The 19,237-nt window shown below is 67.6% G+C and carries 19 protein-coding genes; 8 read left to right on the plus strand and 11 right to left on the minus strand.

Annotated features, from left to right (window positions below; translation table 11 throughout):
- Positions 1-64: 64 nt before the first annotated feature.
- The 5 genes from garD to MKK65_RS20390 form a co-directional block, all read right to left on the minus strand.
- A complete protein-coding gene (gene garD, locus MKK65_RS20370) occupies positions 65-1,648 on the minus strand; it encodes a galactarate dehydratase (RefSeq protein WP_243959960.1) in 1,584 nt (527 codons plus the stop codon).
- A 14-nt stretch (positions 1,649-1,662) separates the two neighbouring features.
- Positions 1,663-2,433, minus strand: a complete 771-nt coding sequence (locus tag MKK65_RS20375; protein ID WP_243959961.1) for an HpcH/HpaI aldolase family protein — start codon at positions 2,431-2,433, stop codon at positions 1,663-1,665.
- Between the two features lie 113 nt (positions 2,434-2,546).
- Complete coding sequence (locus MKK65_RS20380) at positions 2,547-3,437, minus strand: LysR family transcriptional regulator (protein ID WP_243959962.1); 891 nt, start codon at positions 3,435-3,437, stop codon at positions 2,547-2,549.
- 177 nt (positions 3,438-3,614) lie between these two features.
- Positions 3,615-4,709: a branched-chain amino acid ABC transporter substrate-binding protein gene (locus MKK65_RS20385; protein ID WP_243960020.1), complete on the minus strand. Its 1,095-nt coding sequence runs from the start codon at positions 4,707-4,709 to the stop codon at positions 3,615-3,617.
- A gap of 148 nt (positions 4,710-4,857) precedes the next feature.
- Positions 4,858-5,991 (minus strand): branched-chain amino acid ABC transporter substrate-binding protein, encoded by a 1,134-nt coding sequence (locus MKK65_RS20390; protein ID WP_243959963.1) that lies wholly within the window; start codon positions 5,989-5,991, stop codon positions 4,858-4,860.
- A gap of 336 nt (positions 5,992-6,327) precedes the next feature.
- Between MKK65_RS20390 and MKK65_RS20395 the strand changes: the two genes are divergently transcribed.
- A complete protein-coding gene (locus tag MKK65_RS20395) occupies positions 6,328-8,997 on the plus strand; it encodes an MGH1-like glycoside hydrolase domain-containing protein (RefSeq protein WP_243959964.1) in 2,670 nt (889 codons plus the stop codon).
- Between the two features lie 108 nt (positions 8,998-9,105).
- On the opposite strand, the gene MKK65_RS20400 is transcribed toward MKK65_RS20395, so the two are convergent.
- Entirely contained in the window at positions 9,106-9,426 is a 321-nt protein-coding gene (locus MKK65_RS20400; RefSeq protein ID WP_058193149.1) for a hypothetical protein, read from the minus strand.
- A gap of 709 nt (positions 9,427-10,135) precedes the next feature.
- Here MKK65_RS20400 and MKK65_RS20405 point away from each other — a divergent pair.
- Entirely contained in the window at positions 10,136-12,247 is a 2,112-nt protein-coding gene (locus MKK65_RS20405) for a TonB-dependent receptor (RefSeq protein ID WP_243959965.1), read from the plus strand.
- Positions 12,248-12,299: 52 nt separating this feature from the next.
- Here MKK65_RS20405 and MKK65_RS20410 read toward each other — a convergent pair whose 3' ends face one another.
- The gene (locus MKK65_RS20410) at positions 12,300-12,563 is read right to left on the minus strand and encodes a hypothetical protein (protein WP_058193147.1); all 264 of its coding nucleotides are present in this window, start codon (positions 12,561-12,563) and stop codon (positions 12,300-12,302) included.
- Positions 12,564-12,680: 117 nt separating this feature from the next.
- Here MKK65_RS20410 and MKK65_RS20415 point away from each other — a divergent pair, with 117 nt between their 5' ends.
- On the plus strand, positions 12,681-13,235 hold the full coding sequence (locus tag MKK65_RS20415) for a hypothetical protein (protein ID WP_243959966.1): 555 nt from the start codon (positions 12,681-12,683) through the stop codon (positions 13,233-13,235).
- A 163-nt stretch (positions 13,236-13,398) separates the two neighbouring features.
- Here MKK65_RS20415 and MKK65_RS20420 read toward each other — a convergent pair whose 3' ends face one another.
- Entirely contained in the window at positions 13,399-13,890 is a 492-nt protein-coding gene (locus tag MKK65_RS20420; protein WP_058193145.1) for a hypothetical protein, read from the minus strand.
- A gap of 433 nt (positions 13,891-14,323) precedes the next feature.
- On the opposite strand from MKK65_RS20420, the gene MKK65_RS20425 reads away from it, so the two are divergent.
- Positions 14,324-14,923, plus strand: a complete 600-nt coding sequence (locus MKK65_RS20425; RefSeq protein WP_058193144.1) for a PAS domain-containing protein — start codon at positions 14,324-14,326, stop codon at positions 14,921-14,923.
- Between the two features lie 35 nt (positions 14,924-14,958).
- Here the strand turns inward: MKK65_RS20425 and MKK65_RS20430 are convergent, their stop codons facing one another.
- A complete protein-coding gene (locus tag MKK65_RS20430; protein WP_243959967.1) occupies positions 14,959-15,282 on the minus strand; it encodes a winged helix-turn-helix transcriptional regulator in 324 nt (107 codons plus the stop codon).
- Between the two features lie 150 nt (positions 15,283-15,432).
- Between MKK65_RS20430 and MKK65_RS20435 the strand changes: the two genes are divergently transcribed.
- The 3 genes from MKK65_RS20435 (at position 15,433) to MKK65_RS20445 (ending at position 17,107) form a co-directional block, all read left to right on the plus strand.
- On the plus strand, positions 15,433-16,062 hold the full coding sequence (locus MKK65_RS20435) for a glutathione binding-like protein (protein ID WP_243959968.1): 630 nt from the start codon (positions 15,433-15,435) through the stop codon (positions 16,060-16,062).
- A gap of 89 nt (positions 16,063-16,151) precedes the next feature.
- Positions 16,152-16,661 carry a ferritin-like domain-containing protein gene (locus tag MKK65_RS20440; RefSeq protein ID WP_243959969.1) on the plus strand — a complete coding sequence of 170 codons (510 nt, stop codon included), beginning with the start codon at positions 16,152-16,154 and terminating at the stop codon, positions 16,659-16,661.
- Between the two features lie 248 nt (positions 16,662-16,909).
- Positions 16,910-17,107, plus strand: a complete 198-nt coding sequence (locus tag MKK65_RS20445; protein ID WP_058193140.1) for a hypothetical protein — start codon at positions 16,910-16,912, stop codon at positions 17,105-17,107.
- Between the two features lie 105 nt (positions 17,108-17,212).
- On the opposite strand, the gene MKK65_RS20450 is transcribed toward MKK65_RS20445, so the two are convergent.
- Positions 17,213-17,983, minus strand: coding sequence for an SDR family NAD(P)-dependent oxidoreductase (locus MKK65_RS20450; RefSeq protein ID WP_058193139.1), 771 nt, complete (start codon positions 17,981-17,983; stop codon positions 17,213-17,215).
- A 169-nt stretch (positions 17,984-18,152) separates the two neighbouring features.
- Here MKK65_RS20450 and MKK65_RS20455 point away from each other — a divergent pair, with 169 nt between their 5' ends.
- A complete protein-coding gene (locus tag MKK65_RS20455; RefSeq protein ID WP_243959970.1) occupies positions 18,153-18,800 on the plus strand; it encodes a TetR/AcrR family transcriptional regulator in 648 nt (215 codons plus the stop codon).
- 59 nt (positions 18,801-18,859) lie between these two features.
- Here the strand turns inward: MKK65_RS20455 and MKK65_RS20460 are convergent, their stop codons facing one another.
- On the minus strand, positions 18,860-19,204 hold the full coding sequence (locus MKK65_RS20460) for a DUF1330 domain-containing protein (protein ID WP_243959971.1): 345 nt from the start codon (positions 19,202-19,204) through the stop codon (positions 18,860-18,862).
- Positions 19,205-19,237 lie beyond the last annotated feature (33 nt).

The raw sequence follows: 19,237 nt of genomic DNA on the forward strand, positions 1-19,237 counted from the left end.
ACAGTGCCGAATGCCTAGCAGAGTCCGGCCCGGCATGCGACGCCGTGCCGCGCATGCCCGGGTTTCAGGTGATCGGCGCCGGGTTGAACAGGGTCAGGTCGTTGAACAGGCCCCAGCGGTCGGACCAGGGCCGCTTGCGCCCGCTCGCCACGTCGAGGATCAGGTGGAACAGCTCCCAGCCGACCTCCTCGATCGTGGCCTCGCCGGTGGCGATGCGGCCGGCATCGAGGTCGATCAGGTCGGACCAGCGCTCGGCCAGCTCCGTTCGGGTCGCGACCTTGATCACCGGGGCCTGGGCCAGGCCATAGGGCGTGCCGCGGCCGGTGGAGAACACCTGCAGGGTGATCCCCGAGGCAAGCTGGAGCGTGCCGCAGACGAAGTCGCTGGCCGGAGTCGCAGCGAAGATCAGGCCCCTCTCGCGAACCCGCTCGCCCGGCGCCAGCACCCCGGCGATCGCCCCGGTGCCGGACTTGGCGACCGAGCCCAGGGCCTTCTCGACGATGTTGTTGAGGCCGCCCTTCTTGTTGCCGGGCGACGGGTTGGCCCGGCGGTCGGCCTCGCCCTTGGCGAGATAGGCGTCGTACCAGGCCATCTCGCGGATCAGGGCCTGGGCGACCTCCGGCGTCCTGGCCCGGGGGGTCAGGAGGTGGATGGCGTCGCGCACCTCCGTGACCTCGGAGAACAGGACCGTACCGCCGCAGGCCACGATCAGGTCGGCGCAGTAGCCGAGCGCCGGGTTGGCGGTGACGCCCGAGAAGGCGTCGCTGCCGCCGCATTGCAGGCCGACCACGAGCTCGGAGGCCGGGCAGGTCTCGCGGGTGCGGCGGTTCAGGACCTCCAGGCGGGCTTCCGCCATGGCCAGGATGCTGTCGAGCATCGCGGAAAAACCCTGGTGGCGCTCGTCCTGGAGGCGGACCACCCCATCCCCGGCCGCGCCGCCGTCGGGCAGAAGCCGCTCCGAGACGAGCTTCTCGCAGCCCAGCCCCACGACCATGACGGCGCCGCCGAAATTCGGGTTCTGGGCCAGGCTCTGGAGGGTCCGGATCGGCACCACCGCCTCGGGGGCGTTGATGGCGACGCCGCAGCCATAGGCGTGGGTCAGGCCGACCACGTCGTCGACATTGGGGAAGCGCGGCAGCAGCTCCTGCTTGATCCGGCGGATCGCCACGTCGAGGGTGCCGGCGACGCATTGCACGCTGATCGAGATCGCCAGGATGTTCTTGGTGCCCACCGACCCGTCCGGGTTGCGGTAGCCCTCGAAGGTGTAGCCCTCAAGCGGCGCCAGGGGGGCCGGCACCCGGGTAGCGAGCTCCAGCGCGTCCAGGGACGGGGCGGTGGGTGTCGCAACCCGGGATTCCTCCACCCAGGCGCCCCGCGGGATGTCCTGCGTGGCAATGCCGACCACCTCGCCGTAGCGGCGCACCTCCCCGCCCTCCGGGATGTCGGTGAGCGCCACCTTGTGGCCCTGCGGCACGAACTCGGTGAGCCGCAGCCCGTCCGGGAAGGTCGTGCCGGCCGGCAGCCCGAAGGCGTTGACCACGATCGCGACGTTGTCGTGCGCGCTCAGCCGGATCGTGCGCGGCGCGTCCCCGGCCGGGCGCACAAGCGTCGGGTAATCCTGGGTCGGGATGTCGATCTCGGCCTGCATCGGATGCTCCTCGCTCAGCCCGCGGTGCGGAAGCGCCCGGCCAGCGCCTCGGCGTTGCGCGCGAGCAGCCCCAGATCGGAGCCGACCGCGGTGAACCGGGTGCCGGCCGCGATGTAGCGTTTGGCCAGCTCCTCGCTCGGCGTGAGGATGCCGGCATGCTTGCCGGCCTTCACGATCCGGCCGATCGCGTCCTCGATGGTGCGCACCACTTCCGGATGGCCCTGCTGGCCGAGGTGGCCGAGGCTGGTGGAGAGATCGCCGGGCCCGATGAAGACGCCATCCACGCCCTCGACGGCCGCGATCGCGTCCAGATTGTCCAGGGCGCGGCGCGACTCGACCTGGACGATCACGACGATCTCGGCCTCGCAGCGGGTGTGATAATTGGGGATCCGGCCGAACCGGGCGGCCCGGGGGGCCTGCGAGAAGCCGCGGATGCCGCGGGGCGCGTAGCGCGTCGCCGCCACGACCCGCTCGGCCTGCGCGGCATCGTCGATATTGGGGATCATCAACGACTGCGCGCCGGCATCGAGGATGCGCTTGATGGTGATGGGATCGTCGCTCGGCACCCGCACCACCGGGTTGGTGGCGTTCTCCATCATGGCCTGGAGCTGAAAATAGATATCCCGCAGATCGTTGGCCGAGTGCTCCATGTCGAGGAGCAGCCAATCGAACCCGGCACCGGCGACGATCTCCGTCGAGATCGGGCTGGCGAGGCTGCACCACAGGCCGATCTGCTGGCGCCCGTTTCCGAGGGCAGCCTTGAAGCGGTTGGTCAGGCTGTCCATGGCGATTCCTCCGGAGCGTCTCGGCATCTGCGTGCCGTCAGGCTATCAGGCGCAGCCTTTCCGCCGAAGGTCAAAGCCAAAGGCTGGATCGATCGATGCGGCCCGCGCATCGATCAAGCCGGCGGCATCTCCGTCAGGATCGCGACCAGCCGGGCGATCAGCGGCTCGTCCGCGCCGCGCCGCCAGGCCAGGACCAGCTCGGCGGGGCGGGGGGCCGGCAGCAGCAGCGGCCGGAACACCACGCCCTCGAAGCGCAGGCGCTCGGCCGCCGCCGGCACCAGGGCGATCCCGAGCTCGGCCCGGACCAGGGCCAGGATCGCGTGGATCTGGGTAAGGCGCTGCACGATCCGGGGCTCCACCGCGGCCTCGGCCAGCAGGCCCTGAATCAGGTCGTTGAAGTAGCGGGCCTCGTTTGGCGCGTAGGCGATCATCGGCTCGCCGCCGAGGTCGGCCAGGGTGAGTTGCACGCGCGCGGCCAGAGGATGTCCCGCCGGCAGCGCCGCAACGAGCGGCTCGGCGAGCGCCCGGACGGCGATCAGGTCCGGATGGGTGACCGGCGGGCGGACCAGGGCGGCGTCGATGCGGCCGGCGAGCAGCGCCTCAAGCTGATCCTGGCTGACCATCTCGCGTAAGGCGAGCGTGACGTCGGGCAGCGCCCGCCGAAGCACCGTGACGAGGCGGGGCAGGAAATCGTAGGCCGAGGCCGCGGTGAACCCGAGCTTCAGCACCCCCGCGCGCCCGGCCGCCACCTGGCGGGTGACGTGGGTCGCGGTCTCGGCCAGCCGCAGGATGCGCTGCGCCTCCGGCAGGAAACTGCGCCCGGCCGCGGTCAGCCGGACGGAGCGGCTGGTACGCTCCAGGAGCTGTACGTCGAGGATCCGCTCCAGCACCTGGATCTGCCGCGACAGGGGCGGCTGCGTCATGTTCAGCCGGGCGGCCGCGCGGCCGAAATGCAGCTCCTCCGCCACGGCGGCGAAGCACCGGAGCTGGCTGAAGTCGAACATCGGTTTTCCCCTGCGCGCCGGGACGCGAAGGAAGATCATAAAGCCTCGGCGCTCCTCGGTGGTTCGCCCGATAGAGGTACGCGCTTCGACCGGATCCACGCATCGGTCCAGGGATCCCAAAGGGCCCGCGGCCCTTTGGCGGGGTTCGGGGCGCGGAGCCCCGAAAGCGCGGCGTCCTTACGGCGTCAACTCGTGGCCGGCATAATCGATCTTGCCGTCGGGGCCCTTCGTCCAGACGTGCATGACGTAGTCGAGCCGGGTGATGTCGCCCTTCTTGTCGTAGGCGATCGGGCCGATGACGGTGTCGACCGGCTTGCCCTGGTGCAGCCAGTCGGCCAGCGTCTTGCCGTCGCTGGAGCCGGTCTCGGCCAGCGCCTTGGCGAACACCTGCACCGCCGCATAGGCGTACAGGGTGAAGGCTTCGGGATCGATGCCCTTGGCGTTGAGCGCGGCCACCGCCGCCTTGGCATTCGGGTTCCTGCGCGGGTCGGCCGGGAAGGTCATCAGCGTGCCCTCGGCGGCCGGCCCGGCAATCTGTGCGAACTCCTTGTCGGCCACGGCGTCGCCGCCCGCCACGATCGCCTTCAGGCCTTGATCGTGCATCTGCCGGAGGATCAGCCCGGCCTCGGTGTGGTAACCACCGTAATAGACGACATCGACGTTGGCCGATTTCAGCTTGGAGACGAGCGCCGAATAGTCTTTCTCACCCGGGTTGATGCCCTCGACCATGACCTCCTTGCCGCCCTTGGCCTTGAACGCCTTGAGGGTCTCGTCGGCGAGACCTTTGCCGTAGGGGGTCTTGTCGTGAACGAAGGCGACCCGCTTGTCCTTGACGTGCGTGGCCAGATAGGTGCCGGCGACCGCACCTTGCTGGTCGTCCCGCCCGCAGGTGCGGAACGTGTTCCACATCCCGCGGTCGGTGAACTTCACGTTGGTGGAAGCTGAGGTGATCTGGATGATGCCCGCGTCGAGATAGACGTCCGAGGCCGGGATCGACACGCCGGAATTGTAGGTTCCGACCACCATCGTCACGCCGGCACTGGCGAACTTGTTGGCCACCGAGACGCCCTGCTTCGGATCGGAGGCGTCGTCGCCGACCGTGGCCTCGAACGTCCGGCCCTTGAGGCCGCCGGCCTTGTTCAGATCCTCGATTGCCTGGCCGGCACCGTTCCGGATCTGCGCCCCGAAAGCCGCGTAGGGCCCGGTCAGGGGCGCGGCGATGCCGATCTTCACCGGCCCGCCTTTCTCCTGTGCCTGTGCGGGGCCCACCATCAGGAGCCCGAGAAGACAAAACGTCAGGGTTGCTCTCACGATACGCTCCCGGATCGAAAACGGCGCTGCGACGCCTGTGGGGGGCTTTCCAAAGCGCGCGCCACCGGTGCGGCGGCGCGCGGGTCACGGCGGGGATCGGCTGCCGGCCTCACGGCGCCAGTTCGTTGCCCGCGTAGTCGATCCGGCCGTCGGCGCCCTTCTTCCAGGCGTAGAGGACGTAATCGGGCCGGGTGAGGTCGCCCTTCTTGTCGTAGGCGATCGGGCCGACCACGGTCTCGATCGTCTTGCCCTGGTGCAGCCAGTCGGCCAGCACCTTGCCCTCGGTGGAGCCGGTCTCGGCTGCGGCCCTGGCCAGCACCTGCACGGCCGCATAGGCGTAGAGCGTGTAGGCGTCGGGATCGATGTTCTTGGCCTTGAAGGCCGCGACCACCGCCTGGGCGCTCGGGTTCTTGCGGGCATCGGGCGAGAAGGTCATCAGCGTGCCCTCGGCGCCGTCGCCGGCGATCTGCACGAACTCCTTCGGGGCGAGGCCGTCGCCGCCGACCAGGGTCGCCTTCAGGCCCTGATCGCGCATCTGGCGCAGGATCAGCCCGGCCTCGGTGTGGAAGCCGCCGTAATAGACCACGTCGATCGCGGCCGATTTCAGCTTGGAGACGAGCGCGGAGAAATCCTTCTCGCCCGGGTTGATGCCCTCGACCAGCACGGCCTTTCCGCCCTTGGCCTTGAGCGTCATCTGGGTCTCCTGGGCCAGCCCCTTTCCGTAGGGCGACTTGTCGTGGACGAAGGCGATCTTCTTGTCCTTGAAGTGACTGGCCAGATACGCGCCGGCGACCACACCCTGCTGGTCGTCGCGACCGCAGGTGCGGAACGTGTTCCACATCCCGCGCTCGGTGAACTTCACGTTGGTGGAGGACGGCGTGACCTGGATGATGCCGGCATCGAGATAGACGTCGGAAGCCGGGATCGACACGCTCGACGCGAACGCGCCCACGACCATCGTCACGCCGTCCGCGGCGAGCTTGTTGGCTACCGAGACGCCCTGCTTCGGGTCGGAGGCATCGTCGCCATAGACGGGCTCGAACAGCCGGCCCTTGATCCCGCCGGCCTTGTTGATGTCCTCGATCGCCTGACTGGCGCCGTTCTTCACCTGCACCCCGAAGGCCGCATACGGCCCGGTCACGCCGGCGGAGATACCGATCTTCACCGGCCCGCTCCTGTCCTTGGCCTGTGCGGCACCGATCGTCAACAGACCGGCAATCGCCAAAGAAAGTATTGTCTTCATATCCGCCCCCGCGTTCGAAGATGAACTCGCACCGCCATCCGCACGCGACATTTCGGCCGGACTTACAAAACGTCTATCAGCTTGCGGCGACGTGGGACCGACCCTCAGTTCAACATGCCGCGCCGTCAAGGCCACACGCATAGGGATGATGGGCGCCGGCCTTCTGTGACGCCGTCCCGATCCTGCCGGAGAGGTCTCGGCGTTCGCCGACCTCAGGTGGCGTGGCTTCGAAGATGCATCGGGCGGCCACATCCGTCGCAGCCCATCGAGATCGATGACCGCTCCTCCACCGCCTGGCCGCAGGCCGCCCGCCACCACCCAGCCGGGGCACGGCCGATGAGTCCGCATGGGGATGACTCCGTGGATTGGGCGGAGCGCCGCCGAATCGCCGAGCAGGGGCGGGGGGACCGGGCCTGGTCCCTGTGGGGTCCGTATCTCAGCGAGCGGCAATGGGGGACGGTGCGGGAGGATTACAGCCCGGACGGCAATGCCTGGCGGGCCCTGCCGCACGAGGAGGCCCGCTCGCGCGCCTACCGCTGGGGCGAGGACGGGCTGGCTGGGATCTGCGACGAGCGCGGCAGCCTCTGCCTGGCGCTGGCCCTGTGGAACGGCCGCGACCGCATCCTGAAGGAGCGCCTGTTCGGCCTGACCAACCAGGAGGGCAACCACGGCGAGGACGTCAAGGAGGTCTACCACTACCTCGACGCGGTCCCGAGCCACGCCTACCTCAAGCTGCTCTACCGCTACCCGCAGGCGCCGTTCCCCTACGAGGCTTTGGTGCGCGAGAACCTGGCGCGCGGGCGCGACCAGCCGGAATACGAGATCGAGGAAACCGGTATTTTCGAGGACGGGCGCTTCTTCGACATCACCGTCGAATACGCCAAGGCGGATGCCGACGACATCCACGCCGTCGTCACGGCGCTCAACCGGGGCCCGGAGACCGCCGAACTCCACCTGATCCCGCAGCTCTGGTTCCGCAACACCTGGTCCTGGCAGGCCGGGCAGGGCCGCCCGCTTATCGCCGCCGATCCCGAGGGCGGCGCGACCTGCACGCATCCGCGGCTCGGCCCCTATCGGCTAGCCTATGACGGCACGCCGGAGCTGCTGTTCTGCGAGAACGACACCAACCTCCGGCTGCACGGCGCCCAGCCCGACGCGCCCGGCCCGTTCAAGGACGGCCTGCACGCGGCGATCGTCGAGGGCGAGACCGCGGCGATCCGCCGGGATGCGGGCACGAAGCTCGGCCTGCATTACGCCCTGCGGCTCGAACCCGGCGCCACTGCCCAAATCCGCCTGCGCCTGTCGGCCGGCTCAAGGGTGCGCCCGGTCGACACCGAGGGTGCCGTCGTCCGGCGTCGCGTGGCCGAGGCGGACGCGTTCTACGAGGGGCTTCAGGACGGCATCACGGACCCGGATGCCCGCACCATCTTCCGGCAGGCCGCCGCCGGCCTGATCTGGTCAAAGCAGCTCTATTGCTACGACGTGCGGCGCTGGCTGGAGGGCGACCCGCTCCAGCCGGTCCCGCCCCGGGAGCGCGAGGGGGGCCGCAACAGCCAGTGGCGCCACTTCGCGGCGGCCGACGTGCTGTCGATGCCCGACACCTGGGAATATCCCTGGTTCGCTGCCTGGGACCTCGCCTTCCACTGCCTGCCGCTGGCTCTGCTCGACCCGGACTTCGCCAAGAAGCAGCTCCTGTTGCTGACCCGCGAATGGTACATGCACCCGAACGGGCAGCTCCCGGCCTACGAGTGGGAGTTCGGCGACGCCAACCCGCCGGTCCATGCCTGGGCGGCCTACCGGGTGTTCGAGATCGACCGGGACCGCCGGGGCGGGCGCGGCGACCTCGCCTTCCTGGAGGGCGTGTTCCACAAGCTGCTGATCAACTTCACCTGGTGGGTGAACCGCAAGGACGCGCAGGGGCGCAACGTCTTCCAGGGCGGCTTCCTGGGTCTCGACAATGTCGGGGTGTTCGACCGGTCGCGACCGCCCCCGGGCTTCGGGGTGGTCCACCAGGCCGACGGCACCGCCTGGATGGCGATGTACGCCCTCAACATGATGCGCATCGCCCTCGAGCTAGCGCTCCACAACGACGTCTACGAGAGCACCGCCTCGAAGTTCTTCGAGCACTTTCTGCTCATCGCCGAGGCGATGACCGAGATGGGCGGGCAGGGGGGTGGCGAGGGGTTCGGCCTCTGGGACGAGGTCGATGAATTCTACTACGACGAGGTCGACATCCCCGGCGGCGGGATGCTCCCCTTACGGGTCCGCTCGATGGTCGGGCTGGTGCCGCTCTTCGCCGTGGAGGTGATCGAGCCCTCCGTGCTCCAGCGGCTGCCGGACTTCGCCCGGCGGCTGAACTGGGCGCTGGAGAACCGGCCGAACCTGGCCCGCCTGGTTTCGCGCTGGAACGAGGGCGGCGTGAAGGACCGCAAGCTCCTGTCGCTACTGCGTGGGCACCGGATGAAGGCGCTGTTGCGGCGCATGCTCGACGAGGCTGAGTTCCTCTCGCCCTACGGCGTGCGCTCCCTGTCGAAAGTCCACCGGGACGCGCCTTACGTGCTCAACGAGCTGGGCGCCTCCTTCACGGTCCGGTACGACCCGGCCGACTCGACCTCGAACATGTTCGGCGGCAATTCGAACTGGCGCGGGCCGGTGTGGATGCCGATGAACTACTTGATCATCGAGGCGCTGCGACGGTTCCACACCTATTACGGCGACGAGTTCGTGGTCGAATACCCGACCGGCTCAGGGGCGATGTGCACCCTGAGCGCGATCGCCGACGCCCTGGAGGATCGCTTGATCGCCCTGTTCGCCAAGGATCCGACGGGGCGCCGGCCCGCGTTCGGGGCGCGGCCACCGATTCCCCCGGCGCCCGGCGCCGAGGAGGCTCTGCTGTTCCACGAGTTCTTCGACGGCGATACCGGCCGGGGGCTCGGCGCCTCGCATCAGACCGGTTGGACCGCGCTGATCCTCAATCTGCTGCGCGACCGAGCCCGATCGCGCTAGCGCGTCGGCCGGGATATCGAAAACCGGCACGACGCGCTGTCCGTCTCGTCCCCATCGTCGTGTGTCCGAAAGCCGGAGGCCGCCTTTCGGGACGATGCGCGCGGCGTATCAGCAACTCAGGCGACGGCCCTCGCGGCGGCCGAAGGTCCGGTAATGGGCCGCGCCGGATTCCATCTGGCCGTTCGCGATCGCCCGGCGGACATCGGGGTTGCAGCGCAGATACTCGCGCTCGTCGAAGCCGCCATAGGCGCGCTCGCCGTAGCCGCGGTCCCGATAGCCGCGGTCGCGGCCCCGGTAATCGTCATCGCGATCCCGGCCGCCGTAATCCCGATCGCCATAGCCGTAATCGGGGCCGCGTTGAGCCAGAGCCGGCCCGAGCGCGGACATCACGCCGAAACCGACGGCGACCGCTGCCAAAAACGCTTTCATCGTACCTGTCTCCTATCGGAGGCTTGAAACGCGTTGCGGCCCAGATGGTTCGATCGGCTCGGCCTGCCGGTCGAGACTCGTAGCGCGGAAAACCCATCCGCGGGTCGCCCCGAGAGCGCGGGGGCACCCGTTCGCGGGATGTCCATTCAGCGCGTCGGAGCCATGGACTGAACAGCGTGCGTGCGAACGGCCCAACCATCGGCCATCCCGGTCGGATCGCTCTGGAGCCTGCGCTTGCGCCGAAGCTCGGGCGTACCCGGATGGCCGCCACTGGCGCTCCATATGCCGGCGCTGACGAAATCCGCCGCCTCGTCAGTCGGAGAAAAAGGTGTCCCAGCGAACTGTCCACAGACATGCCTCAGTAAAAATATTTTTTACACCAATTTATTTTGTGCTCATTTTCTGCATGAGATCTTTAAATATTTTATCGTAAAATTTCGATGATTATATCTTGATTTGGCGATAACGTAGATGCCGCCGCAACATAAATTGCAATAATTCAAATCAATGACTTGAGATTTTGGATTTTATTGCGCGCCTTATAAGCGAACGACGCACGAAAACGTCTTCGTGAGCGGGCTGCGTCGACAGAATGATCAAACAATCTTTGAGTTTATACAAATTATTCGTTCAAAAACGGAGTCATCGAGTTCCGTCGGACCGCGGTCCTTTCATCCAAGTCTTGCTGACAGCAGTATTGATGGCCGTGATGAGCCAAGCTGCAGCGGCACAGCCGGCGATGCTGCTCGACGAACTTTCGGTGGAGTCCCACGGCGGAACTGCTCCGGATCCCAGCTCGCCGCCGCCGACCGGTACGATCGGACAGCCCCCGGCCCCGTTCGCCGGCGGGCAAGTCGCGAGCGGCGGCCGTGCCGGCTTCCTCGGCAATCGCAGCGTGTTCGACCTGCCGTTCACACAATCGAACTACACCGCGGAGTTGATCCGCAACCAGCAGGCACTGACGGTCGGCGACGTCCTAGCGAACAACGCCTCCGTCCGCGAACAACAGCCGCCCTTCGGCTCACAACAGAACCTTTTCATCCGCGGATTCGTCGTCATCTCGAGAGATACGGCATTCGACGGTCTGTACGGCATCGCGAGCGTCTACCGGCCGGCGATCGAGGGCATCGAGCGCGTCGAGGTTTTGAGCGGGCCGGGCTCGTTCCTATACGGCTTCCCGCCCTCGGGCAGCGCCGTGGGCGTGGTCAACCTCGTCCCCAAGCGCGCAACCGAGACGCCCCTGACGCGCGTCACGGCGCAATACCTCTCGCGCGGCAATGTCGGCGGGACGTTCGATGTCGGCCGTCGCTTCGGAGAGGGCAACGCTGTCGGCGTCCGGATCAACGGCGTCTACCGCGACGGGCCGACCCCGATCGATCGCCAGAACCAGAACCTCGGCGCCTTGACGCTGGGCCTTGATCTCCGCGGCGACGCGCTCCGCCTCAGCCTCGATGCTGGCTATCAGCACCTCGACCTGGACGCTCAGAGTTCGGGCCTCTCTGTTCTTCCGGGAGTCCGGATCCCGCGCGCGCCACGCCTGAGCCGCAACGTGCAGCAACCATGGGAGCGCTCGAACATTGATCAGAAGTTCGCCGTCCTGCGGGCGGAATTCGACATCACGCCGGACATCACGTTGTTCGGCGCCGTCGGCGGTTCGGCGACGCAACGCGATTTCTTCACCACGCGCAGCAGCATCACACGCGCGTCCGGCACGCTGTCGCAACAAGCGACGACCATATCCGTCGAGAACGGCCAGTGGTCGGGCGAGACCGGCCTGAGGGGCCACTTCCAGACCGGCCCGATCGACCATGCGGTGGCGGTCGTCGCCACGCATTACGAGGCGCGGGAGCCGTCCTCTTCCGCATCCGGCCCGCGATTCACGTCGTCACTCTACGTTCCAGTCATCGTCCCGCGCCCATACCGGACAAGGCCCCCGCTTCAGCTGACGACCCAGTCCGGATTGGACGGTCTGGCCGTCACCGACACCGCGTCCGTCCTCGACGAACGCATCCAACTCATCGCCGGCGGCCGTTTCCAGAACGCGCAACGCGACACGATCCTGCCAAATGGCCTTTTCTCATCGCGCTACGACAAGCCGGCCTCGACCCCGGTGGCGGCGCTGATCGTCAAGCCGTGGGATCGGCTATCGCTCTACGCCAGCTACGCGGAAGGTTTCGGCTTCGGGCCGGATGTCCCCGACCTCGCACGCAATGCCGGAACGGTGTTCCCGCCCGTGGTGACGAGCCAGATCGAGACGGGGGCCAAGCTCGATCTCGACCCGGTCGGGCTCACCCTGGCCTTCTTCGAGATCACGCAGCCATCCGGGATTCTCGACCCGAAGACCCAGATCTTCGGGCTGAACGGCGAGCAGCGCAACCAGGGCATCGACCTGAACGTCTTCGGCGCGCCAGCCGAGGGGTTTCGCGTGCTGGGCGGCCTCACGCTGTCGGACGGCCGGCTGGTGAAGACGGAGGCGGGCCGCTTCGACGGCCACGTGGCGCCCGGCGTGCCCAACGTGCAAGCCAATCTCGGCGGCGAGGTGGATCTGCCGGCCTGGACGCTGCGCGGCGTGACCCTGACCGGGCGCGTGATCTACACGTCCGCCCAGTACTACGATCAGGCGAACACACAGAAGATCCCGGACTGGACGCGCCTCGATCTCGGCGTCCGCTACAGCTTCACGGCGAACGGAACGCCGCTGACAGCCCGCTTCAACGTCGAGAACGCGGCCGGCACACGATACTGGAGTTCCGCAGGATCGAGCATTCTGACCTACGGCATGCCGCGGACGTTCTTGGCATCCCTCTCGGCGGATTTCTGAAGCAGAGCCGGGCCCCCGCCGACGCGTCTGCCGGCGGGGGCCAGTCGATCGACTACATGCGGTGCATCATCTCGCGGCGCATCATGCGGTGGCGCATGTGACGGTGCATCATGCGATGCTCCATGTGACGCCGCATCATCCGGCGCTCCATGTGGCGACGCTCCATGCGGCGCTCCATACGGTCCATCTGGACGGTCGAGACGATGTCGGCCGGGGCGGCGACGGCACCGGGAGCGATCGGCGCGGCGGATGCGGGCGACGCGACGGCGGCGCCGAAGGCAGCGAGCAGGGCTGCGGTGATGAGCGTGGTGCGCAAAGGATATTTCCTCTCATATCCGCCGTCGAGGGCGGTTGTTTTCCTCGGAGCCGTGAGAGGAGCAAATCCTTCCCGGAACCCGCTCAGGAAGCCGCGGACCGCCAAGTTGGTTCCACCGTGGCCGAGGAGACCTCCGAAACGGGAGAGCGGCGCTCGCCCGGACGGCCGGGACAGGTGGCGGCAGGGGCACCGGACGGGGCAAGGCGTGCCACGGCACAAATCGCCGCCGCCGGACAGGACCTGTGCGATCTGCGTAAGCAAGCGCGCAACGCGGCGAAGCATCTGAGTTCGAATCGCCCTGACGGGCGGATCACGGGCGCACACGATTCGCGCAAGGCCGGGGGGTCGCCATGGCAGATCGGCGTGTCGGGCGGCGTGACGACGACCGGATATTCCGATGATGCGCGTGCGGTGGCCGCTCTTCGTCGTCCTCACCACCGGCGCGTTGGCCTCCGTGGGGCGGGGCAAGCCGCCGCACCCACCGTGGCCTGGCACGGCTACCGTGACCCGGTGGCCACGGTGCTGGCGACCGAGAAGGCCGGTTGCGGCGTGGAGCAGTGCCCCGGCGATCTCATCCTGGGGCGGGGGACGATGACGCCGTCCGCTCCATCCGCCTCGTCGGGTCGCACCGGATCCTCGACGACGGCGCCGACCCGAATCGCGCGCTGGTGATCGATGCTGCTCGCGACCGGCTACTCCCTACAGGGCGCGTGCGACCCGCCAAACGCGAAGACCCGCAAAGGTTCTGCGGGCGTCATGACGACCCCTGGCGCTGCCGCGATCGAGGAAACATCGGTGTTCACGTCCGCGACCGGCAGGGTCGCGGGGCGCGCGCTTAGTTCTCGAGACGCGGCATCGCACCGGGCGGCGGCGGCTGAGGCGTGATCGGGGTAACCGGGTCGGCGTGGTGCCGGCCATTCAGCTCCGTCGGAGCGGGACGGGGCAGTTCGAGGGCCGGAAGCGTGATGCTCTTCGGGTCGCTGAGCAGCGTGATCTGCTTGATCTCCACCGCCTGCCGCCCCCGCATGAGCGGGTTCTGGCGCACGTAGCTGATGAATTCCTCGGCCGCCCGCAGTTTTGATGTGTTCTGCTCCGCCTCTTGCGCCCGAATCCGCTCGGCTTCGGCTTCCCGGACCTTGGCCTCCTTGGCCTGGTGCTGCAGTTCGAGCGACGCGAAAGCAAGCCCTGTGGCCGCACGGTCGAACACGGAACTCGCTTTCAATGTTGGCTGGGAAAACAGAAGATAGATGCTGTTGGCGACCAGAAACGCCATCACCAAAAACACGGTCAGATCCCCCGCATGCCCGCTCACGGTCCAGAAGACCAACACGACAGCCAGCGATAGAGCCGAGCATCCGAGAAGAATGTATCGCAGTCCCGACATGATCTAGCCTAAATTCATTTTTTTGAAGCGAATTGAGCTGTTTTATAAAGGTTTGGATTCTGAAAGGCAAATCTATCGGTACTTTGTGTGGTCCACAGGTATCGGCCACAGCCTCGGCGGCGGGGGAGCCGGACCCGCACGAATCACGCCTGTCTCAAGGCCGTCGGGTCGATGGGATCCGCGACCGCGCGGTGGCCCTGCGGCGACCCGCCGATCGTTGGATCCGGATGTGTCCCGCCGCACGCGGACCCGGCCCGGCTGTTGCCACAGCGCTCTATTCGACGGTCGATTTCTGATACATCCCGCCTGATTGGCCATGCCGATCCAGTAACCGGCATGGCGAAAAAGCGTGATACCGATATCGGGGGATATCCAGGTGGACCATTCGGACGATGTCGTCTCCGAGGCGGCACTAATCGCGGCGCTCGAAGCATCCGGCGGCGTCGGCTTCTGGATGTGGGACATCCCCAACGACGACGCCCGGGCCGATCCGGTCACGGCGTTGCTGTTCAACATCAGCCCGGCCCGGTCGCGAGCCGGCGTCAGCCTCGCCGAGATCATGCGGGCCGTCCATCACGACGATCAGGCGCATATCTCGCAGGTTATCTTGGACTGCGTGCAATCCGGCAGTTCCTATACCGCGGAGTACCGGGTCTGCTCCCCGGACGGGCGGCTGCGCTGGGTCTTTACCCGCGGCCATTTCTACCTGGACGAGAATGGCCGGCCGACCACGGGGCGAGGCGTCGTCGTCGAGATCTCGGACAGCAAGGCCGCCGGCATCGCCTTCGCGACCCGGGACGGCAACACGATCGAGGATGCCCTGAACAAGACCGCCGACCTGTGCCTGTCCCTGCACAACGCCGTCTCGGACCTGGGCGATACCCGCATCGTCACGCTGACGGAGACCCTGCTTCTCGAAATCGGCAAACATCTTGCGGACCGGCAGCGCGCGCCGGCGAACCAATCCCTGCATTGACCGCACCGGACAGGATGGGAGGCGGATGGAACCGCTCAGGCCGCGTCGCGCTGCTTCAACCACAGGCCGAATTCCTGGACGACGGACACCACGGTCTTCAGCCGCATCCCGTCCTCGGTCAGGGCATATGCCACCTTCACCGGCGTCGTCGGATAGACGGTCCGACTGATCAGGCCGGCGGATTCGAGGGCGCGCAGGTCCAGGGTCAGCATCCGCGGCGAGATGCCCGGCAGGTCGCGCCGGAGTTCGTTGAAGCGCTTCGGGCCGTCGATCAGGTAGGACACCAGCAGCCGGCGCCAGCGGCCGCCGAGCAGGTGCATCGCGTGCTCGACGGAGCACCCGGTCACGGTCGCCCTCATCGGCCGGGCCCCACATGTCCCAAAGTATAATTCTTGTTCCCTGCACTAAAACTACTGCGTTTTCCCAACATCGTCTCGACTGCGCTACGTAAAATTCAGGACACCACCGATACCGGCACCGACGTTACCGCACGTCTTCAGAGATTGTCTATGAAACTGTATTGCATCCCCGCGAGCTGCTCGCTTGCGCCCCATATCATCGCCCACGAACTCGGCCTCGATCTGACATTCTGCCGCGTCGATCCCGCGACGCACAGGACGGAGGCGGGCGCGGATTACGTCGCCGTCAATCCGTACGGCTATGTCCCGGCCCTCGATCTCGGCGGCGGCACCGTCCTGCGGGAGGGCCCCGCCATCCTGCAATATCTGGCCGACTTGAAGCCGGAAGCGGGTCTCGCCCCGCCGAACGGAAGCGTCGATCGCTACCGCCTCCAGGAGATGCTCGGATTCCTTTCTTCCGAGATCCACAAGGGCTTCGTTCCCCTGCTCTACGCCCGGCTGGCGGGGCGCTGGGTCGAGACCGCCAAGCCGAAGCTCGCGGCGCGCTATGCCTGGATCGACGCGCAGCTCGCCGCGCACGACTTCCTCCTGGGCGATACCTTCACGGTGGCCGACGCCTACCTGTTCGCGCTCACCGGCTGGGGACAGGCCCCGTGGCTGACCTCCTATTACCGGGCCGATATCCACTTCGACCACCTGCACAACCTCCAGGCCTGGTACGGCCGCGTGCGCGGGCGTCCGGCGGTGCGGACGGCGTTGCAGGAGGAGGGGTTGCCATAGGGCAGCCTGGGCCGGAACTTGGCCGTGCGCATACGGGGTTGCCCTGGGGACCGGATCGCCACGATCCACCCCAATCGCGAGCCAGCAGCATGACCTTGGACGCACGTTCGATCTACGTCACGGCCCTGAAGAACACCCACGCCGTCGAGATGCAGGCCTTGCAGATCATGGAGCGGCAGGTGGAACGCCTGGAGCATTACCCGGAGACGGAGCAGGCCCTCCGCCGGCATATCGACGAGACCCACGGCCAGCGCCAGCGCCTGGAGGAAGCCCTGCAGAGCCTGGGCGACGGGCCGTCGGCGCTCAAGGAAGGGTTCCTGGGCTTCGTCGGAAACATGATGGCGCTGGGCCATACGCCGGCCCAGGACGAGATCCTGAAGAACACCTACGCCAACCACGCCTTCGAGAATTTCGAGATCGCGGCCTACGAGTCGCTGCTCACGATCGCCGACGCGGCCGGTCAGCAGGGCCACCGGACCGCCTTCCAGCAATCGCTGAAGGAGGAGCAGGGCATGGCGGAGGCGGTGCGCGCGCTGATCAAGCCGACGACCGAGCGCTACCTCGCGCTGACCGCGGCCGGCGAGAAGGCCGACCGCTGAGGCAATGGGTCCCGGACGGCAGGGAGCGGATACACCACTGCTCCGGGACCCAAAACGCGCGGATGGTAAGCGAGCGGCTGCGCGCCGCCTTGACCTGTTATAGTCAAGCTCTACGGAGACGGGCTGGGCGAGGTTCAGAGCACGAATACGCGATCCGCATCGGATCACGCGTGAAAAACAGTCCTGCCCCTGCGAACCGAACGGCAGCCTGACCGTTATGTCCTCGAACACTTTCCAGAGGGCAGGACATGGCCAAGCACGAGATCCTCGGCTACTTTGAGCATCGCCGCGACGGGGCCTGGGTGTGCGTTCGGCCGTTCACCCTGACCACGCGCGATGCCAGCATCGACATCCAGCAGGGCATGCGCTTCGATTACGGCAAGCGCGTCGGCGGCCTCGATCTCGCCGAGTATCTGGAGCAGCTCGGCTCGCAGTTCGGCTCATAGCCCACGATCGGTATCGGCCCGACCGGCACCTTGCCGGCGGGCCTTTTTTCGACGCGTTGAGGTCAGCGACGGGCGCCGGGCAGAAACCCGGCGCCCGTCGTCGTTTCAGGCGCCGCCCCACTGCATCGTCAGGCCGCCATCCACCACCAGCGTGTGGCCGGTGACGTAGTCGGACGCGCCGGAGGCGAGATAAAGGATCGCCTTGGCGATCTCGTCCGGCTGACCGGCGCGGTGCCACGGGATCCGCTCCAGGGACTGATCGAGCACCTCGGTCTTCTCGAAGCGGTCGGCGGTCATCGGGGTCTCGATCAGGCCGGGGGCGACGTTGTTGACGTTGATCCGGTCCTCGGCGAGCTCCCGCGACAGGCTCCGGCACAGGGAGCCGAGCCCGGCCTTCGACATGCCGTAGGGGGCGCTCTCGGGGGTCGGCAGATGCTGGGCCACGGAGGAGACGAACACGATCTTGCCGCCGCCGCCCTCCGCCCGGCGCATCCCGATGAACGGGCGCGCGCAGAACAGCGGGCCCATCAGGTTCACCCGCAGGATCCGCTCCAGCACCGAGTCGTCCATCTCGGCCACCGGCATGCCGCTCATCGCCTGGCCGGCATTGGCCACCAGGATGTCGAGGCCGCCCAGCTCGCTGCCGATGCGATCGTAGGCGGCGTTCACCGCGGCGGCATCGCCGATATCGAGCTGCAGCACCAGGGCGCGGCGGCCGGCCGCCTCGACCCGGGCGGCGGTCTCGCGGATGCCGGTCTCGTCGGAGTGGTAGGTGATCGCCACGTCCGCGCCCTCGCGGGCGAACAGCTCCGCGGTCGCCTGCCCGATGCCGGAATCGGCTCCGGTGATCAGGGCTCGTTTGTCGGTCAGGTTCATTCTGCCCATCTCGCTCGCTCGCCGCCTTCGGAGACGGCCGGATGCCGGGGCAATCGGTGCGGCCGGGGACGGTTCCGCACGCGCCGACCCGCCGCAGGCCGTCCGGCCTCCGCAAGGGCTCGAGCCAGGGTCTTTGACGCCCGCCGCGCCCGTGCCCTACTGAGGGTGCATGTCCCTGGATGCCCCGACCCCCCTGCTCGCAGAGGAGAGCGCGCCCACCACCCGCTGCCGGATCCTGGCGACGGCGGCGGCGTATTTTCGCGAGATCGGCTACCAGAAGACCACCGTGGCGGACATCGCCCGGACGCTGAAGATGAGCCCGGCCAACGTCTACCGGTTCTTCGAGTCGAAGAAGGCGATCAACGAGGCGGTGCTGGAGCGGCTGATCGGCGAGATCGAGGCCCTGGTCTCGGAAGTCGCGGCCCGGCCCGGCCTCAGCGCCACCGAGCGGCTGGTGGCGGCGATCGACCTGCTGCACCGCGACTGCACCCGGCGCTGCCAGGAATTTCCCCGGCTGCACGAGATGGTCGAGGCGGCCATGGGCGAGAGCTGGGAGGTCTGCCGCCACCACATCGCCCGGGTCACCGCCGGGTTCGAGCGCATCATCCGCGAGGGCGTGGACCGGGGCGAGTTCGAGGCCGCCGACCCGGCGGAAGCGGCCGCCTGCATCCATGCCGGCATCGCCCGCTACACGCATCCGCTGCTGGTCGGGCAAACCGCGCTCCAGCCGGTGCCCTCGCTCGAGGCCATGACGGCCTTCCTGTTGCGGGGCCTTGCGCCGACGAGGCGGACCGCCCCCCAGGATGGATCGGCGTAGGACGCCTCACACGGTCTCAGTCAGACGAAGACCAGCTTCGAGGCCCGGGACCGAAAACCCTATTCGGAGGCCCGTCCGGCTTCCGGCGTGGGCTCGGACACGCTCGGCTGCGGGCCGTCATAGCCCTCGATCACCAAAATCTCGGCATCGACTCCGCCGCGCTGCTTGGCCTTGGCCGCCTGGTAAAGGTCGGAATTCCAGCAGGCGAGGGCGTCGGCGTAGCTCGGGAACTCGATCACCACGTTGCGGGACCGGGGCTGACCCATCACCGCCTCGTAGGCGCCGCCGCGCACCAGGAAGCGCCCGCCATGCTTGGCGAAGGCGGCGCCGTTGGCGGCGACGTACGCCTTGTAGGCCTCCGCGTCGCGGACATCGACCCGCGCGATCCAGTAGCCCTTCGCCATCCTGCGCCTCATCGGTTGCGGAGTTGAGATGGA

The sequence above is a fragment of the Methylobacterium sp. J-001 genome, assembly GCF_022829565.1.
Lineage (GTDB): Bacteria > Pseudomonadota > Alphaproteobacteria > Rhizobiales > Beijerinckiaceae > Methylobacterium.

Coding starts and splice junctions, on each gene's coding strand:
- garD (WP_243959960.1), bottom strand. CDS start 1,648: ATGCAGGCCGAGATCGACATCCCGACCCAGGATTACCCGACGCTTGTG.
- MKK65_RS20375 (WP_243959961.1), bottom strand. CDS start 2,433: ATGGACAGCCTGACCAACCGCTTCAAGGCTGCCCTCGGAAACGGGCGC.
- MKK65_RS20380 (WP_243959962.1), bottom strand. CDS start 3,437: ATGTTCGACTTCAGCCAGCTCCGGTGCTTCGCCGCCGTGGCGGAGGAG.
- MKK65_RS20385 (WP_243960020.1), bottom strand. CDS start 4,709: ATGGTGGGCCCCGCACAGGCACAGGAGAAAGGCGGGCCGGTGAAGATC.
- MKK65_RS20390 (WP_243959963.1), bottom strand. CDS start 5,991: ATGAAGACAATACTTTCTTTGGCGATTGCCGGTCTGTTGACGATCGGT.
- MKK65_RS20395 (WP_243959964.1), top strand. CDS start 6,328: ATGAGTCCGCATGGGGATGACTCCGTGGATTGGGCGGAGCGCCGCCGA.
- MKK65_RS20400 (WP_058193149.1), bottom strand. CDS start 9,426: ATGAAAGCGTTTTTGGCAGCGGTCGCCGTCGGTTTCGGCGTGATGTCC.
- MKK65_RS20405 (WP_243959965.1), top strand. CDS start 10,136: ATGAGCCAAGCTGCAGCGGCACAGCCGGCGATGCTGCTCGACGAACTT.
- MKK65_RS20430 (WP_243959967.1), bottom strand. CDS start 15,282: ATGAGGGCGACCGTGACCGGGTGCTCCGTCGAGCACGCGATGCACCTG.
- MKK65_RS20435 (WP_243959968.1), top strand. CDS start 15,433: ATGAAACTGTATTGCATCCCCGCGAGCTGCTCGCTTGCGCCCCATATC.
- MKK65_RS20440 (WP_243959969.1), top strand. CDS start 16,152: ATGACCTTGGACGCACGTTCGATCTACGTCACGGCCCTGAAGAACACC.
- MKK65_RS20445 (WP_058193140.1), top strand. CDS start 16,910: ATGGCCAAGCACGAGATCCTCGGCTACTTTGAGCATCGCCGCGACGGG.
- MKK65_RS20450 (WP_058193139.1), bottom strand. CDS start 17,983: ATGAACCTGACCGACAAACGAGCCCTGATCACCGGAGCCGATTCCGGC.
- MKK65_RS20455 (WP_243959970.1), top strand. CDS start 18,153: ATGTCCCTGGATGCCCCGACCCCCCTGCTCGCAGAGGAGAGCGCGCCC.
- MKK65_RS20460 (WP_243959971.1), bottom strand. CDS start 19,204: ATGGCGAAGGGCTACTGGATCGCGCGGGTCGATGTCCGCGACGCGGAG.